This window comes from Blastococcus sp. SYSU DS0539, assembly GCF_054050855.1.
The window spans coordinates 1-16334 of sequence record NZ_JBJHAF010000001.1 but is presented as its reverse complement, the minus strand read 5'-3'; the positions used below and the strand labels follow the sequence as shown (position 1 = coordinate 16334).

Here is a 16334-nt window from a genome sequence, read left to right as displayed (position 1 = left end):
GCTCAGCCCGCGGGCTGCAGGAGCTGCGCCACGAGCGCGGCCTGCCGGCGCCGCTGCGTGGTGAGCCCGGGCTGGAGCACCACGCCGAGGAGCCACCGGGCCGCCAGCTCCGCGCTGTCCGCGGAGACCTGCAGGGCATCAGCCAGCTGACCGGTGAGCTCCGCCCAGCCGGATCCGTCGGGGGTCAGCAGCGCGGCCAGCTGGTCCGGCTCGGACTCCGCCATCCGGCGCAGCACCGGATGCGTGCCCAGCTCGTCGGCGAGCGCGGCCAGGCCCTCGGCGACGGGGAGGCTCCCGGCCAGGTCGGCGAGGCGCTGCAGCTCGGCGGCCAGCAGGGCGCGCACGACGTCGTCCTTGGTCCGGAAGTGGTTGTAGAGCGTGGCCTTGGCGACGCCCGCGGCGGTTGCCACCGCCTGCATCGTGCTGCGCCGGGGGCCGTGCGCGGCGAAGGCGCGGGCGGCCCCATCGAGCAGCTCCGCCCGGGTGCGGTTCATGACGCCCCGGGGGCGTCCGTCGGGGATCAGGCGGCCAGCGAGACGGCGTCGCGCCGCCGGGCGGTGCGACCCTGCTGCCCGGCGCCGACGAGCGCCAGCGCGGGCTCGGCGGCGGCGTCGGACTGCGCGGGGACGGCCGCGGCCTCGGTCGCGGCGGCCTCGGCGGCGGCCCCGAGCGGGCGGACCTCGCCGCCGGCGGCCACGCCGCGCAGCTCGAGGCTCACCTCGGCGAGCAGGTCGGCCAGCTCCACCTCGAGGGCGTCGCAGATGGAGGCGAGCAACTCGGAGGAGGCCTCCTTCTGCCCCCGCTCGACCTCGGAGAGGTAGCCCAGGCTGACCCGGGCGGCACCGGAGACGTCGCGCAACGTGCGGTGCTGACGCAGCCGGTGGCCGCGCAGGGTGTTCCCGAGCTGGGTGCGCAGCAGCGTCATGGCCGTCTCCTGTCCTGCGAGCGGGGAAGCGGCGGTGCCGTCGAGCACCGTGCGCTCACGGTACGCGGCGGGTGCGCCGTCAGCCCGCCGACGGGGCCGAGTCCGCTCATGGCGTAACACCCGCGGCCGGGGTGTCGTTCCCGCCGACCGCTGCCCCCAGCCGGTCCAGCAGCGCAGCGAAGGCGCCGGCGACCGCGGCGCCGCGCACGGCGGCGCGGTTCCCGGGGAGGTCGAGCTCGGTCACCTCGGTGCGCTCACCATCGCTGATCCCCAGGTAGACCCGGCCGGGGCCGTGCCCGTCGACCGGGTCGGGGCCGGCGACGCCGGTGAGGCCGACGCCCCAGGTCGCGCCGCAGCGCGCACGGATGCCCGCGGCCAGCGCGGCGGCCGTCTGCGGGCTGACCGGCCCGTGCGCGGCCAACAGGTCGGCCGGCACCCCGGCGAGCGCGGTCTTCAGGTCGGTGGCGTAGACGACGGCACCCCCGCGCAGCGTGGCGCTCGCGCCCGGGACCGAGGCGAGGGTGGCGCAGAACAGTCCGGCGGTGAGCGACTCGGCCGCGGCGACTGTCGCGCCCCGGGCCAGCAGGGCCAGGTGCAGCTCGGCGGCGAGCGCCTCCGGGGTGGGCTGGTCGACCGGGGTGCCCATCGTCGTCAGGCGGCGGTGTCGGTGCGGGTGCCGGTACCCGTGCCGGTGCTCGGCCCGGCCGCCCGCCGGGCGGCGGCGGCGCGCATGGCCCGGGCGCTCGTCCGGCGCAGCGTGACCGCCCGGTAGACGTAGTCCAGCCCGGAGACCACCGTCAGCACCACGGCGGCGGCCATGACCCACCAGCGCATGGTGGCCAGGGCGCCGGTCAGCGGCAGGATGTACAGGGCGATCGCCACCGCCTGCACCACGGTCTTCGCCTTGCCGCCGCGGCTGGCCGCGATGACCCCGTGCCGGATCACCCAGAAGCGCAGCAGCGTGACGCCGACCTCGCGGACGAGGATCACGGCGGTCACCCACCACGGCAGGAACGCGAGCACGGAGAGGCCGATCAGCGCCGTTCCGGTGAGGGCCTTGTCGGCGATCGGGTCGGCGAGCTTGCCGAACTCGGTCACCTGCCCGGTCCGGCGGGCGATCAGCCCGTCGTAGCGGTCGGTGATGATCGCCAGGACGAAGACCAGCGTCGCCCAGTAGCGGCCGGTGTCGTCGAGGCCGTCGTCCTGGAGCAGGAGGACGGCGAACACCGGGACGACGGCCAGCCGCAGCACCGTGAGGGCGTTCGGCAGGTTGACCAGCCGCACCGACTGCGGAGGCGTGGCTGCCGGGTCGGGCGCGACGTCGGTCACCTGGGTCACCGCCCGGCCGAGGGGACGACGGCGAGGGCGGCGGCGACCAGGTCGATGCCCTCGGTGCCGATCACCTCCGCGGACACCAGCTGCCCGGCGACCGCGCCGTCGGGCACCCCGGTCACCGTGGTGGTGCCGTCGGCGTCCGGGTCCTGGTGGGCGGCGTGCCCGAGCCAGGTGCCGGCGCCGTCCTCGGCGGAGAGGTCCTCGGCGAGCAGCACCTCGACCCGCTCGCCGATCCGGTCCTCCGCACGCTGGGCGGTCAGCTCCTCGACCAGGTCGGTAACCCGGCGGACGCGTGCGTCGATCTCCGCCTGGTCCAGCTTGCCGTCCAGCCGCATCGCCTCGGTGCCCTCCTCGTCGGAGTAGCCGAACACACCGACCGCGTCCAGGCGGCCCTCGGTGAGGAAGCGCTCCAGCTCCGCGACGTCCTCCTCGGTCTCCCCCGGGAAGCCGAGGATGACGTTGGTGCGGAACCCGGCGCTGGGCGCCAGGCTACGGGCTCGCTCGATGGTGCGCAGGAAGTCCTCGGTGCCGCCGAACCGGCGCATGCGGCGCAGCAGCGTCGGCGACGAGTGCTGGAACGACAGGTCGAAGTACGGCGCGACGCCGTCCGTGCCGGCGATGACCTCCAGCAGGCCCGGCCGCAGCTCGGCCGGCTGCAGGTAGGCCACCCGCACCCGGACGATGCCCTCGACCGCCGCCAGCGCGGGCAGCAGCTTCTCCAGCGACCGCAGGTCGCCGAGGTCCTTGCCGTAGGAGGTGGAGTTCTCGCTGACCAGCACCAGCTCGGTGACGCCCTGGGCGGCCAGCCACTGCGCCTCCGACAGCACCTCGGCCGGCGGGCGGGAGACGAACGCGCCGCGGAAGGTGGGGATCGCGCAGAACGCGCAGCGCCGGTCGCAACCCGAGGCGAGCTTCAGCGCCGCGGACGGCCCCGAGGCCAGCCGGCGGCGGCGCAGCCAGTCGTGCCCGGGGATCGCCGGGGCCGCGGTGTCCTCGACCCGCCCCCCGGCGCCGGCGAGCACCGCCGAGCGCTCGACCGGGCTGATCGGCAGCAGGGTGCGCCGGTCCCGCGGGGTGTGCGGCACGAGCGGGCGGCCGGCGAGGACGTCGTCGAGCCGGTCCCCGATCGCCGCGTAGTCGTCGAAGCCCAGGACGGTGGCCTCCGGGAGCGCACCGGCGAGCTCGGAGCCGTACCGCTCGGCCATGCAGCCGACGGCGACGACGGAGGCACCGGAGTCGGTCGCGGCCAGGATCGCGTCGACGGAGTCCTTCTTGGCGGTCTCGATGAACCCGCAGGTGTTGACCAGGACCGCGTCGGCGTCGTCGGCGTCCTCGACGAGCTCGTAGCCCTCCGCGGCCAGCCGGCCGGCCAGCTCCTCGGAGTCGACCTCGTTGCGCGCGCAGCCGAGCGTCACCACGGCCACGGTCCGGGCAGGGGTGGGCGCAGCTGTCACTCGGCCATCGTAGTCGCTCTCCAGGGGGGCTCCGCTCGGGCGACCCCGACCCGGCGCAGCGGACGTCAGGCCTCCCCGCCGCGCAGGGTGAACAGCGTGGCCTCGAGCTCGTCGGGCTTGACCAGCACGTCGCGCGCCTTGGAGCCCTCGGAGGGCCCGACGATGCCGCGGCTCTCCATGAGGTCCATGAGCCGGCCGGCCTTGGCGAAACCGACGCGCAGCTTGCGCTGCAGCATCGACGTCGACCCGAACTGGCTGGTGACGATCAGCTCAACCGCCTGGAGCAGCAGGTCCAGGTCGCTGCCGATGTCCTCGTCGATCTCTTTCTTCTCCCCGGCGCTGCCCGCGGAGAAGACCTCCTCGCGGTACTCCGGCTCGGCCTGCCGCTTGGTGAACTCGACGACCGCCTCGATCTCGGCGTCGGTGACGAACGCGCCCTGGACGCGGATCGGCTTGCCGGCCCCGATCGGCATGAAGAGGGCGTCACCCATGCCGATGAGCTTCTCCGCACCCGGCTGGTCGAGGATGACCCGGCTGTCGGTGAGGCTGGACGTCGAGAACGCCAGCCGCGAGGGCACGTTGGCCTTGATCAGGCCGGTGACGACGTCGACCGAGGGGCGCTGCGTGGCCAGGATCAGGTGGATGCCGGCGGCGCGCGCCTTCTGGGTGATCCGGACGATGTGCTCCTCGACGTCCCGCGGCGCGACCATCATCAGGTCGGCGAGCTCGTCGACGATCGCCAGGATGTACGGGTAGGGCCGGTAGACCCGCTCGCTGCCGGGCGGCGCGGTGATCTCGCCCTTCTCGACCTTGCGGTTGAAGTCGTCGATGTGCCGCACGCCGGTGGACTTCATGTCCTGGTAGCGCTGCTCCATCTCCTCGACCAGCCAGGCCAGCGCGGTGGCCGCCTTCTTGGGGTCGGTGATGATCGGCGTGATCAGGTGCGGGATGCCGTCGTAGGGCGTCAGCTCGACCATCTTCGGGTCGACCAGGATCATCCGCAGCTGGTCCGGGGTCGCGCGCAGCAGCAGCGAGGTCAGGATCGAGTTGACGCAGCTGGACTTACCGGCACCGGTGGCGCCGGCGACGAGCAGGTGCGGCATCTTCGCCAGATTGGCGCAGACGAAGCCGCCCTCGATGTCCTTGCCGAGGCCGACCAGCATCGGGTGCGGGTCCTGCTTGGCCGCCTGCGAGCGCAGCACGTCGCCGAGGCTGACCTTCTCGCGGTCGGTGTTGGGCACCTCGATGCCGACGGCGGACTTGCCCGGGATCGGCGCGAGGATGCGGATGTTGTCGTTGGCCACCGCGTAGGCCATGTTGCGGGTCAGCGCGGTGATCTTCTCGACCTTCACGCCCTGGCCGAGCTCGACCTCGTAGCGGGTGACCGTCGGGCCGCGGGTGAAGCCGGTGACGGCGGCGTCGATGCTGAACTGGTCCAGGACACCGCTGATCGCGGCGATCGCGACGTCGTTGGCCTTGGACCGCGCCCGCGGCGGGTCGCCGGGGCGCAGCGTGGACAGCGAGGGCAGCACGTAGTCGCCCTCGACCGGCTGGATGGACAGCTGCTCCGGCTCGGTGATGGGCGGGAGGTCCTCCGGCGGGGAGGTGCGGTCCTCGACCGGCCGGCGCACCGACGGCACCGCCGGCACCGGCGGCGGCGCCGCGAGCACGGTGTGCTCCGGCTCGGTGGTGCGGGTGGCGTCGGCCGCCTCGGCGTAGGCGGCGTGGTCGATCGGGCCGGTGGTGAGCAGGTCCTCGGACAGGGACTTGCGACGCGACCGGCGGCTGACCGGCACCTCCTCGGGCTCCTCGTCGTCGTCCTCGTCGTACTCGTCCCCGTCGTAGTCGTCGCGACCGAGCAGTCGGTCGGTGAACTCGCGCAGCCGCTCGGGGATCTGGTGCACCGGCGTCGCGGTGATGACCAGCAGCCCGAAGAACGCCAGCAGGGCCAGCAGGACGACGGTGACGACCGCCCCCAGCCCGGCGGCCAGCGGGGTGCCCACGGCCCACCCGACGAGCCCGCCCGACCCGGGCCGGCCGGCCTGCGGATCGGCCGGCGTGCCGACGACGTGCGCGATCCCCAGCACGGAGGCGACCGTGCACAGCCAGCCGATGACCAGCCGGCCGCGCGCCTCCGGGCGGGGTCCGCGTCGCAGCAGCCGCAGCGCCGCGAAGAACAGGACGACGGGCAGCACCATGACCAGGGAGCCGACGATCCAGCGCACCCCGTCGGTCATCGCCGCGCCGACCGGGCCGATGCCGTTGCTCCAGGCCGCGGCCCCGAGCACGATCGCCAGCCCCAGCACGGCCAGCCCGACCCCGTCGCGCCGGTGCTCGGGGGCGAGCGGCTCGGCCTCCTCCGGCCGGGCCACCGAGCGGGCGAGCCCGCCGGCGCCACGCGCCAGCAGGTTCCAGCCGCCGCTGGCGATGCGCCAGAGCGAGGGACCCGACGCCGCCTTCTTCTTGGCGGGCGGACGCCGGTTGGGGGCCCGCTTGGTGGCGGGCCGCTTCTTGCTCGCCGCCGTCGAACCCGATCGGCTGCGGGTCGCGGCCGGCCGGCTGTTCGACGTGGTGCGGGCAGGCATGCGTCAGACGGTAAGCCCGAGGAGGGTCGCGGACGGGCAGGCCAGGCGTCGTGTCCCCCCGCAGGCGGCCCCGTCTCATAACGTCACAGGCATGAGCACCGCGCTTCCCTCCGGCAGCTGGCCCACCCCGATCACCTCCGAGCTGGTGGTCCGCACGGCGGCGGCCCTGGGCGAGGTGCTGGTCGATCCCGGCTCACCCGACGTCTGGTGGTCCGAGGCGCGGCCCGACGAGGGCGGCCGGTCGGTGCTCGTGCGCCGCTCCGGCGACGGCACCGTGGCCGACGTGCTGCCCGCGCCCTGGAACGCGCGCACCCGGGTGCACGAGTACGGCGGGGGTGCCTGGACCGTCTCCGGCGGCACGCTGTGGTTCACCGACTACTCGGACCAGCGGCTGTACCGAGTGGACGCGGGAGCGGACTCGCCCGTCGCGGTCACCCCGGAGCCCGCGCTGCCCGCGGGGGTCCGGTACGCCGACCTGGAGGCCGGTCCCGAGGCGCTGCTCGCGGTCCGGGAGACGCATGCCGCATCGGGTGCCGCCGCCGACGTCGTCAACGAGATCGTGCGGATCGCCGCGGACGGCGGCAGCGAGGTGCTGGTGTCGGGGCCGGACTTCGTCTCCGATCCGCGCCGCTCGCCCGACGGCTCCGCGCTGGCCTGGCTGCAGTGGGACCACCCCCGGATGCCGTGGGACGCCGCGCAGCTGGTGGTCCGCGGCGCGGACGGGACCGAGACGGTCGTCGCCGGCGGGCCGGGCGAGTCCGTGGTGCAGCCGGCGTGGGGGCCCGACGGCACGCTGTGGTTCCTCTGCGACCGCACCGACGTCTGGTCGCTGTACCGATGGCATCGCGGCGGCGACGCCGAGCTGGTGCTCGACGTGGGCACCGACATCGCCGGCCCGCAGTGGCGGTTCGGCGCCAGCCGGTACGCCCTGCTGGACGACGGCCGGATCGCGCTGGCCTACGGCCGGGACGGCACCGACCGGCTGGCCGTCCTCTCCCCCGACGGCGGGCTCCGCGAGCTCGAGCTCCCCTACGCCTCGTTCGGGTACCTGCGCGCGCAGGGCGACGCGGTCGTCTGCGCGGCCGGCGGCCCGGCGGCCGAGCCGGTGGTGTTGCGGGTCCCGGTCGACGGCGACGGCGCCGAGGTGCTGCGGCCGGCGCGCGACCTCGGGCTGGACCCGGCGTGGTTCTCCCGCCCCGAGTTCCACACCTTCCCCACGCCCGACCACGGCACCGGCATCGCGGTGGCGCACGCGGTCGTCTACCCGCCGACGAACCCGGAGGTGACCGCCCCCGACGGCGAGCTGCCGCCGCTCGTCGTGATGGTCCACGGCGGCCCCACGTCCAGCCACGCCCGCGTGCTCAGCCTGGAGATCCAGTACTTCACCTCGCGCGGCTTCTGCGTGGCGCACGTGGACTACCGCGGCTCCACCGGCTACGGCCGCCGCTACCGCGACGCGCTGCAAGGGCGGTGGGGCGTGGTCGACCTCGACGACGTCGTCGCCTGCGCCCGCTCCCTCGCCGACGCCGGCCGGGTGGACCCCGCGCGAATGGCGATCCGGGGCGGGTCGGCCGGTGGCTACACGACCCTCGCCGCGCTGACCATGCGCCCCGGCGTCTTCACCGCCGGCGCCAGCCACTTCGGCGTCGCCGACCTCGCCGCGCTCGCGGCCGAGACGCACAAGTTCGAGTCCCGGTACCTCGACGGGCTGGTCGCCCCGTGGCCGGGGGGCGCCGACGTCTACGCCGAGCGCTCCCCGATCACGCACGTCGGCACCCTCGACACCCCGCTGGCGGTGTTCCAGGGCGAGGAGGACGCGGTCGTGCCGCCGTCGCAGGCCGAGGCGATCGTCGCCGCGCTGCGCGAGAACGGCGTCCCGCACGCCTACCTGCTCTTCCCGGGCGAGCAGCACGGGTTCCGCAAGGCGGCGAACATCCGCGCCGCGCTCGACGGCGAGCTGTCCTTCTACGCCCAGGTGTGGGGCTTCGACCTGCCGCCCGCCGAGGGCATCGAGCCGGTCACGATCAGGTGACCTGACCGTGCGGCGTCCTCCCTCGCCGCAGACGGTGAGGGAGGACGTTCGATGATCAGGTCACCTGATCCCGGCGCCACGACGCCGAGGGGTGGGGCTGCGGCGCCGGTTTCTCAGACCTCGAGGACCGTCGGGATGATCATCGGACGGCGGCGGTGCTTGTCCGACACCCACTTGCCCACGGTGCGCCGGATGATCTGGGACATCCGGTGCGCGTCGACGGCGTCGTCCTGGAGCGCCCGCTTCAGGTTGTCCTCGACCAGCGCCAGCACCTCGTCGAAGGCCGCCGGGTCGTCGGAGAAGCCCTTGGTGGACAGGTGCACCGGCCGCACGATGGTGCGGGTGGACGGCTCGACCACGACGGTCAGCGCCACGAAGCCCTCGTCGCCCAGGATCCGCCGGGCCTGCAGCGACTCCTCGCCCACGTCGCCGACGTTCAGCCCGTCGACGTAGACGTCGCCGATGGGCACGGTGCCCACGATCGAGGCCTTGCCGTCGACGAGGTCGACGACGACGCCGTCCTCGGCCAGCAGGATCCGGTCGGTGGCCATGCCCGTCTCCTCGGCGAGCTTGGCGTGCGCCCGCAGGTGCCGCCACTCCCCGTGCACGGGCATGAGGTACTTCGGCTTCGCCACGTTGAGCAGCGTGCGCAGCTCGCCGGCCGGGGCGTGCCCGGAGACGTGCACCCGGGCGGTCTCCTTGTGCACCACGGTGGCCCCGCGCCGGGCCAGGCCGTTGATGACCTTGTAGACGGCGGTCTCGTTGCCGGGCACCAGCGACGACGCCAGGACCACGGTGTCGCCGGCCTCGATGGTGACCTGGTGGTGGTCGCCGCGGGCCATGCGGCCCAGCGCCGACAGCGGCTCGCCCTGCGAGCCGGTGCTGACCAGCACCACCTGCTCGGGCGGCATCTTCGCGGCGTCGTCGAGGGAGACCATCAGGCCGGGCGCCATGTGCAGCAGGCCGAGGTCGCGGGCGACGCCCATGTTGCGGACCATCGAGCGGCCGACGAGGGCGACCTTGCGGCCGTGCTTGTCGGCGCAGTCGAGCACCTGCTGGATCCGGTGCACGTGGCTGGCGAAGCTCGAGACGATCAGCCGCTGCGAGGCGCGGGCGAAGACGTCGTCCAGCACCGGGCCGATGCTGCGCTCGGGGGTGACGAAGCCGGGCACCTCGGCGTTGGTCGAGTCCGACAGCAGCAGATCGATGCCCTCGACCCCCAGCCGGGCGAACGCCCCCAGGTCGGTCAGCACGCCGTCGAGGGGCAGCTGGTCCATCTTGAAGTCGCCGGTGTGCACCAGCACGCCCGCCGGGGTCTGCACCGCCACCGCGAGGGCGTCGGGGATCGAGTGGTTCACCGAGATGAACTCGCAGTGGAACGGCCCGGCCAGGTGGTCGTCGCCGGCGGCGACCTCGACCAGCGTGGGGTCGATGCGGTGCTCCCGCAGCTTGGCCTTGACCAGCGCCAGGGTGAACCGGGACCCGACCAGCGGGATGTCCTCGCGCAGCCGGAGCAGGTACGGGATCGCCCCGATGTGGTCCTCGTGCCCGTGGGTGAGGACGACGGCGGCGATGTCGTCGAGGCGGTGCTCGATGACGCCGAAGTCGGGCAGGATCAGGTCGATGCCGGGCTGGTCGACCTCGGGGAACAGCACGCCGCAGTCGATGACCAGCAGCGTGCCGTCGAACTCGAGGACGGCCATGTTGCGGCCGATCTCGCCGAGCCCGCCGAGCGCCATGACCCGCAGGCCGCCCTCGGGCAGCGGCGGCGGGGCCTTGAGATCGAGGTGCGGTTGGGTGACCTGACCACTCACAGGGGTACGCCTCCAGCGGCGAGGTCGTCGCGCAGCTGCGCGAGCTGTTCGGGGGTGGCGTCGACCAGCGGCGGCCGGACCGGTCCGGCCGGCAGGCCGAGCGCATTGAGCGCGGCCTTCACCGTGATGACGCCCTGGGTGCGGAACATGCCGGTGTAGACCGGCAGCAGGCTGTCGTTGAGCTCGCGGGCCTTGGCCAGGTCCCCGCCCTCCACGGCGGCGATCAGCTCGGCCAGCCGGGGGCCGACGACGTGGCTGACGACGCTGACCATGCCGACGCCGCCCATCGCGAGGATCGGCAGGTTCAGCATGTCCTCGCCGCTGTAGTAGGCGAGGTCGGTGCGCGCCATCGTCCAGGCCATGGCACCGAGGTCGGCCTTGGCGTCCTTCACCGCGACGATCCGCGGGTGCTCCGCGGCGCGCACGAGCGTCTCCACCTCGATCGGCGTCCCGGTGCGCACCGGGATGTCGTAGAGCATCACCGGCAGGTCGGTGCTGTCGGCGACCGCGGTGAAGTGGCGGAGCACGCCGGCCTGCGGGGGCCGGCTGTAGTACGGCGTCACGACGAGCAGGCCGTGGACGCCCAGCGCCGCCGCCGCGCGCGCCTTGTCGATCGAGTGGGCGGTGTCGTAGGTCCCGACGCCGGCGACGACGGTGGCCCGGTCGCCCACGGCGTCCAGCACCACCTCGAGGACGGCGCGCTGCTCGGCGTCGCTGATCGTCGGCGACTCACCCGTCGTCCCGAAGACGACCAGCCCGTCGTTCCCACCCCGGTCGACCAGGTGCGCGGCCAGCTCCTGGGCCCCGGCCAGGTCGATCGACCCGTCCTCGGCCAGCGGGGTGACCATCGCCGTGAGAAGGCGCCCGAACGGCCGGGCGGGGTCGGTGGTCATGAGGAGAATCTACCCAGCGGAGGGAACTGATTCCCTCACGTACTCCGAGACCGCGAACCGCAGCCCGGTCGACGACGCCGACCAGCCCTCCTCCGGCGTCCGCGACACCCGGTGCCACCCGGGTCCGCGGGCCGGTGCCCAGGTGTCGCCCGCGACGTGGACGTCGACGTCGGTGACCACCAGCCGGGCGGCGTGCGGCAGGAACGCGGCGTAGACCTCTCCCCCGCCGATCACCCAGAACGGGTCCTGCCCGGCGAGGACCTCCGCCACCGACGCGGCCCGCTGCGCGCCGTCGGCCGACCACGCCGGGTCGGAGGTGAGGACGACGTTGCGCCGGCCCGGCAGCGGGCGGAAGCGCTCGGGCAGCGACTCCCAGGTGCGCCGGCCCATCACCACGGTCGAGCCCGTGGTCAGCCGCCGGAACAGCGCCAGGTCCTCCGGCAGGTGCCACGGCAGGCCACCCTCGACGCCGATCACCCCGCCCCGGGCCTGGGCCCAGATCAGCGCGACGCCGCCCCGGCCGGGCGCGCTCCCGAGCCCGGTCACACCGCCACGGCTGCCCGGATCGCGGGGTGGTGCCGGTAGTCCTGCAGCGTCAGGTGCTCGTAGGTGTAGTCGAACAGCGACGGCGCCGGCGCCAGCTCCAGCGACGGGAAGGGCAGCACCTCGCGGGAGAGCTGCTCGGTCACCTGCGCGACGTGGTTGCGGTAGATGTGGCAGTCGCCGCCCACCCAGATGAAGTCGCCGGGCTCCAGCCCGACCTGGGCGGCGACCATGCGGGTCAGCAGCGCGTAGCTGGCGATGTTGAACGGCACGCCGAGGAACATGTCGGCGCTGCGCTGGTACAGCTGGCAGGAGAGCTTGCCGTCGGCCACGTAGAACTGGAACAGCGCGTGGCAAGGCGCCAGCGCCATGTCCGGCAGGGAGCTCACGTTCCAGGCCGAGACGATCATGCGGCGCGAGTCGGGCTCGGACCGCAGCGTGTCGAGCAGGCCGGTGATCTGGTCGATCTGCTGCCCGTCGGGCGCCGGCCACGACCGCCACTGCACGCCGTAGACCGGGCCGAGCTCGCCGTCGGGGGACGCCCACTCGTCCCAGATGGTGACGCCGTTGTCCCGCAGCCAGCCGACGTTGCTGTCCCCCCGCAGGAACCACAGCAGCTCGACCGCGATCGACTTGAAGTGCACCTTCTTCGTCGTCACCAGGGGGAACGTCTCGGAGAGGTCGTAGCGGAGCCGCTCACCGAAGAGGCTGACGGTGCCCGTGCCGGTGCGGTCCTCCTTGGGTGTCCCCTGCTCCAGGATCCGCCGGAGGAGGTCTTCGTACTGGGTGTCGATCGGTGCTCCCACGGCCCCGAGACTACGGCCGCCCACCGACGGGCGGCAGCCGCCCGGACCACCCGCCCCAGGCGCACCGCCGGCGCGCTCAGCCCTCGGTGACGAACGGGCTGGCGGCCACCTCGGTGCCGTCTGCCAGGGTGCTGATCCGGAAGTCGCCGAACACGTTCGGCGCCACCCGGTGCAGCTCGCGCAGGCAGGCGACCGCCAGCTCGCGGATCTCGACGTCGGCGTGCTCGCTGGCCCGCATGGCGACGAAGTGCCGCCACGCGCGGTAGTTGCCGGTGACGACGATCCGCGTCTCCGTGGCGTTGGGCAGCACCGAGCGCGCGGCCTGGCGGGCCTGCCGGCGTCGCAGGGTGGAGTTGGGGACGTCGGCGAAGCGCTCCTCCAGCCCCTGCAGCAGCTCGTCGTAGGCGGCGCGGGCGGCGTCGGTGGCCGCCACGAACCGCGCGTGCAGCTCCGGGTCCTCGGCGATGACGGCCGGCTCGACGACGGCGGCGTCGCGCTCGGGCACGTAGCGCTGTGACAGCTGGCTGTAGGAGAAGTGCCGGTGGCGGACCAGCTCGTGGGTGACCGACCGGGACAGGCCGGTCAGGTACATGCTCACCGTGCCGTGCTCGAGCACGGCGAGGTGCCCCACCTCGAGGATGTGCCGCAGGTAACCGGCGTTGGTGGCCGTCGCGGGGTTCGGCTTGTCCCACGTCTCGTAGCAGGCCCGGCCGGCGAACTCGGCGAGCGCCTGGCCGCCGTCGGCGTCGGTCTCCCACGGCACGCCCGCCGGTGGGGTGAACTGCGTCTGCGCGATGACCTGGACCTGGAGCGGCACGACCGGGGGCACGCCGGCGAGCCTACGGCGGCGGCCGGGGTGTCCCCCACCGCCGGATCGACCCGCGAGCCGCCCGGCAGACTGGTCGGCGTGGACTGGCTGCGCGTGCTGCTCGCCGTCGCCGGCGGGCTCCTGCTGCTCTGGCTGCTCGTGCTGGTCCTGCTGTGGCACACCCGCCCCGACGGGCTGACCGTCCGCGCCGCGCTGCGCCTGCTGCCCGACCTGGTGCGGCTGGTCCGCAGTCTCGCGGCCGACCGGTCGCTCCCCCGCGCCGTCCGGCTGCGCCTGTGGCTGCTGCTGGGCTACCTGCTGTCGCCGGTGGACCTCGTGCCGGACGTCGTCCCCGTCCTCGGCTACGCCGACGACGTGGTCGTGACGGCGTGGGCGCTGCGCTCGGTGGTGCGCCGGGCCGGCGACGACGCCCTGGTGCGGCACTGGCCCGGCGAGGCGGCCGGGCTCGCCGTCGTCCGCCGGCTGGCCGGCCTCACACCGCCGCCACGACCGCTCGCGTGAGCTGCGGCGCCAGATCCCCGCGGTCGGCGACGACGACGTCGCCGAGCCCCATCCACTCCGCCATGAGCCGCAGCTCGGCAGCCAGCTCCGCCGCGACGCCCACGGGGTCGGCGTGCGCCTCGGCGTGCGCGGCCTGGACGCGCAGCAGCCCGGCCTGCCGGTCGGCCTTGAGGTCGACCCGCGCCACCAGCCGGTCACCGAGCAGGAAGGGCAGCACGTAGTAGCCGTGCACCCGCTTGGCGGCCGGCGTGTAGATCTCGAGCCGGTAGCGGAAGCCGAAGATCCGCTCCACCCGCGGGCGCTCCCACACCAGCGAGTCGAAGGGGCTGAGCAACGCACGCGCCCGGATCCAGCGGGGACGCCGGGCCGCGGGGTCCAGCCAGCCGGGACGCCCCCAGCCCGGCACCTCGACCGGCAGCAGCTCACCGGCGTCGGCCAGCTCGGCGACGGCGGCCCGGGCGTCGGCGGGGGTCAGCCGGAAGTAGTCACGCAGGTCGGTCTCTGTCGCCACCCCCAGTGCCCGCGCGGCGGTGCGGACCAGCTCGCGGACGGCGTCCGCCCGCGCCGGCGTCGGGGCGTGCAGCACCGTCGCGGGCAGCACCCGTTCGGGCAGGTCGTAGACCCGCTCGAAGCCGGCGGTGCGCGCGGTCGCGGTGAGGGCGCCGGTGAAGAACAGGTACTCCAGCGCGGCCTTGCCGGCATGCCAGTTCCACATGCTCCCCGGGCGGTTCGGCCGCTCCTCCTGCAGCTGGCTCGCCTTGAGCGGACCGTCGGTGCGCACCCGCTCCAGCAGCGCCGCCACGTACTCCGGCCGCTCCCGCTGAACCCGGGTCATCGAGCCCCATGCCTCCTGGTCGGCCGCGGCCATCCGCCACCGGAGGCAGGGCTGCAGGCGGACCGGGAGGAACGACGCCTCGTGCGCCCAGTACTCGAACAGGTCGTGCCGCCGGTTGGACAACGCGTCCAGCGACTCGCGGGGATAGGGCCCCAGCCGGCTGAACGCGGGCAGGTAGTGCGACCGGGAGACCACGTTCACCGAGTCGATCTGGACGACGCCGAGCCGCTCGACGAGCCGGCGCAGCTGGCGGGTGCCGGCGGGGCCGGCCGGCCGCGGGTCGGCGAACCCCTGCGCCGCCAGGGCGATGCGCCGGGCCAGCGCGGCCGGCAGCCGCTCGACAGGGGTCACGTCCGCCGATCCTGCCTGCCCGGTACGACAGCCGCCGAGCCACCCGTGCCGCCTACGCTGCCCGGGTGACCTCGGATCTCCCCTTCCCCCGCCGCCCGGGATCGGCCGACGTCTCGGTGCGACCGGCCCGTCCCGACGACGCGGCTGCCATCGCCCGCGTCCAGGGGATCACCTGGCGGACCGCCTACCGCGCCGTGCTGCCCGCCGAGGTCCTCGACGCCTGGGACGAGGCCGCGGTCGCCGCCTCGTGGCGGGCCGCCGTCACCACGCCACCTTCCCCGTCGCACCGGGTGCTGGTCGCCGTCGAGAAGGACGCCGTCGTGGGCTTCGCCGCGGTGGCCCCCGGCGCCGACGCCGCCGAGGTGACCACCCTGCTGGTCGAGCCCCGCTGGGGCAGGCGCGGACACGGCAGCCGACTGCTCGCTGCCGTCACCGATCTGGCGGCCGCGGGCGGCATCGGACGCCTCGAGGTGTGGCTCGCGGAATCCGATCGCGCCTCCTCCGACTTCTACGAGTCGGCCGGCTGGGAGCCGGACGGGTGGGCGCGCACCCTGGACACCGGGGAGGCGCCCCTGCGCGAACTGCGCTGGCACACCGTGCTGGACGACGAGGAGGACGGCAGACCGTGAGCTTCGCTGGCTTCCCCGACGAGGGGCTCGTCTTCTACGAGGGCCTCGAGGCCGACAACTCGAAGGCCTACTGGACCGCGCACAAGACCGACTACGACGCCCACGTCCGCACGCCGATGCAGCAGCTCGTCGACGAACTGGCGCCGGAGTTCGGCACCGCGAAGATCTTCCGGCCGTACCGCGACGTCCGGTTCAGCCACGACAAGACCCCCTACAAGACGCACCAGGGCGCGGTCGTGAACCCGGAGGGCCGGGGGGCGGGCGCCTGGTACGTGCAGGTGGACGCCGACGGACTGATGGTCGCGGGCGGATGCTGGCGGCTGGAGTCCGATCAGGTCGCCCGCTACCGGCGCGGGGTGGCCGACGCGGTACAGGGCACCGCGCTGGCGGCCGAGGTGGACCGGCTCCGCGCGGCGGGCTGGGAGATCGCCGGCGACCGGCTCGTCCGCGTGCCCGCCGGCTACTCCGCCGACGACGACCGCATCGACCTGCTGAAGCACAAGGCCCTGCACGCGACCCGACGGTGGACGCCCGAGGACTGGCTGCACACCCGCGCGGCGCTCGACCGGGTGCGCGACTCCTGGCGCAACCTGGCGAAGCTCAACGCCTGGTTCGCCGACAACGTCGGCGCTACCACCAAGGAGCCCCGCCCCGCCGTTGACCCGCCTGGTCCGGGGCACCCGTCGGACGCTTTTCCGCGGTAAAGCACCCACTGCCGGCGGCGTTTTGGGTGCGGGTATGACGAAGGGGCCCCAGCACGGATGCTGGGGCCCCTTCGGGAATGGTTGTCCGGCGGCGTCCT

At 74.3% G+C, this 16334-nt stretch carries 16 protein-coding genes; 4 read left to right on the top strand and 12 right to left on the bottom strand.

Translation table 11 applies throughout. From position 1 onward, the window contains the following. Positions 1–2: 2 nt before the first annotated feature. The 6 genes from ACI790_RS00080 to ACI790_RS00055 all read right to left on the bottom strand — a co-directional run bounded on the left by ACI790_RS00080 (position 3) and on the right by ACI790_RS00055 (position 6299). On the bottom strand, positions 3–494 hold the full coding sequence (locus ACI790_RS00080) for a TetR/AcrR family transcriptional regulator (protein WP_456567731.1): 492 nt from the start codon (positions 492–494) through the stop codon (positions 3–5). A 26-nt stretch (positions 495–520) separates the two neighbouring features. Further along, a complete protein-coding gene (locus ACI790_RS00075; protein WP_456567730.1) occupies positions 521–925 on the bottom strand; it encodes a helix-turn-helix domain-containing protein in 405 nt (134 codons plus the stop codon). A 106-nt stretch (positions 926–1031) separates the two neighbouring features. After that, the gene (locus ACI790_RS00070) at positions 1032–1571 is read right to left on the bottom strand and encodes a CinA family protein (protein WP_456567729.1); all 540 of its coding nucleotides are present in this window, start codon (positions 1569–1571) and stop codon (positions 1032–1034) included. A 5-nt stretch (positions 1572–1576) separates the two neighbouring features. After that, the gene (gene pgsA / locus ACI790_RS00065) at positions 1577–2254 is read right to left on the bottom strand and encodes a CDP-diacylglycerol--glycerol-3-phosphate 3-phosphatidyltransferase (RefSeq protein ID WP_456567728.1); all 678 of its coding nucleotides are present in this window, start codon (positions 2252–2254) and stop codon (positions 1577–1579) included. Positions 2255–2259: 5 nt separating this feature from the next. Next, positions 2260–3714 (bottom strand): 30S ribosomal protein S12 methylthiotransferase RimO, encoded by a 1455-nt coding sequence (rimO, locus tag ACI790_RS00060; RefSeq protein WP_456567727.1) that lies wholly within the window; start codon positions 3712–3714, stop codon positions 2260–2262. A gap of 65 nt (positions 3715–3779) precedes the next feature. Then, on the bottom strand, positions 3780–6299 hold the full coding sequence (locus ACI790_RS00055) for a DNA translocase FtsK 4TM domain-containing protein (RefSeq protein ID WP_456567726.1): 2520 nt from the start codon (positions 6297–6299) through the stop codon (positions 3780–3782). A gap of 91 nt (positions 6300–6390) precedes the next feature. Between ACI790_RS00055 and ACI790_RS00050 the strand changes: the two genes are divergently transcribed. Then, complete coding sequence (locus ACI790_RS00050) at positions 6391–8331, top strand: dipeptidyl-peptidase 5 (protein WP_456567725.1); 1941 nt, start codon at positions 6391–6393, stop codon at positions 8329–8331. 113 nt (positions 8332–8444) lie between these two features. Here ACI790_RS00050 and ACI790_RS00045 read toward each other — a convergent pair whose 3' ends face one another. The 5 genes from ACI790_RS00045 to thyX all read right to left on the bottom strand — a co-directional run bounded on the left by ACI790_RS00045 (position 8445) and on the right by thyX (position 13216). After that, positions 8445–10145 (bottom strand): ribonuclease J, encoded by a 1701-nt coding sequence (locus tag ACI790_RS00045; protein ID WP_456567724.1) that lies wholly within the window; start codon positions 10143–10145, stop codon positions 8445–8447. Then, positions 10142–11038, bottom strand: a complete 897-nt coding sequence (gene dapA / locus ACI790_RS00040) for a 4-hydroxy-tetrahydrodipicolinate synthase (RefSeq protein ID WP_456567723.1) — start codon at positions 11036–11038, stop codon at positions 10142–10144. The genes ACI790_RS00045 and dapA overlap by 4 nt, the downstream gene beginning before the upstream one ends. Before the next feature lie 9 nt (positions 11039–11047). After that, positions 11048–11584, bottom strand: coding sequence for a dihydrofolate reductase (locus ACI790_RS00035; protein ID WP_456567722.1), 537 nt, complete (start codon positions 11582–11584; stop codon positions 11048–11050). Then, complete coding sequence (locus ACI790_RS00030; protein WP_456567721.1) at positions 11581–12387, bottom strand: thymidylate synthase; 807 nt, start codon at positions 12385–12387, stop codon at positions 11581–11583. Before ACI790_RS00030 ends, ACI790_RS00035 begins: the two co-directional genes overlap by 4 nt. A 76-nt stretch (positions 12388–12463) precedes the next feature. Next, on the bottom strand, positions 12464–13216 hold the full coding sequence (gene thyX / locus ACI790_RS00025; protein WP_456567720.1) for an FAD-dependent thymidylate synthase: 753 nt from the start codon (positions 13214–13216) through the stop codon (positions 12464–12466). A gap of 78 nt (positions 13217–13294) precedes the next feature. On the opposite strand from thyX, the gene ACI790_RS00020 reads away from it, so the two are divergent. Continuing rightward, positions 13295–13717 carry a DUF1232 domain-containing protein gene (locus ACI790_RS00020; protein WP_456567719.1) on the top strand — a complete coding sequence of 141 codons (423 nt, stop codon included), beginning with the start codon at positions 13295–13297 and terminating at the stop codon, positions 13715–13717. Here the strand turns inward: ACI790_RS00020 and ACI790_RS00015 are convergent. After that, positions 13689–14903, bottom strand: a complete 1215-nt coding sequence (locus ACI790_RS00015) for a winged helix-turn-helix domain-containing protein (RefSeq protein WP_456567718.1) — start codon at positions 14901–14903, stop codon at positions 13689–13691. The two genes, ACI790_RS00020 and ACI790_RS00015, sit on opposite strands and share 29 nt — an antisense overlap. Before the next feature lie 65 nt (positions 14904–14968). Here ACI790_RS00015 and ACI790_RS00010 point away from each other — a divergent pair, with 65 nt between their 5' ends. Both ACI790_RS00010 and ACI790_RS00005 read left to right on the top strand, forming a co-directional pair. Continuing rightward, positions 14969–15532: an N-acetyltransferase family protein gene (locus ACI790_RS00010; protein ID WP_456567717.1), complete on the top strand. Its 564-nt coding sequence runs from the start codon at positions 14969–14971 to the stop codon at positions 15530–15532. After that, positions 15529–16236, top strand: a complete 708-nt coding sequence (locus ACI790_RS00005; RefSeq protein ID WP_456567716.1) for a DUF2461 domain-containing protein — start codon at positions 15529–15531, stop codon at positions 16234–16236. The genes ACI790_RS00010 and ACI790_RS00005 overlap by 4 nt, the downstream gene beginning before the upstream one ends. Positions 16237–16334: the final 98 nt, after the last annotated feature.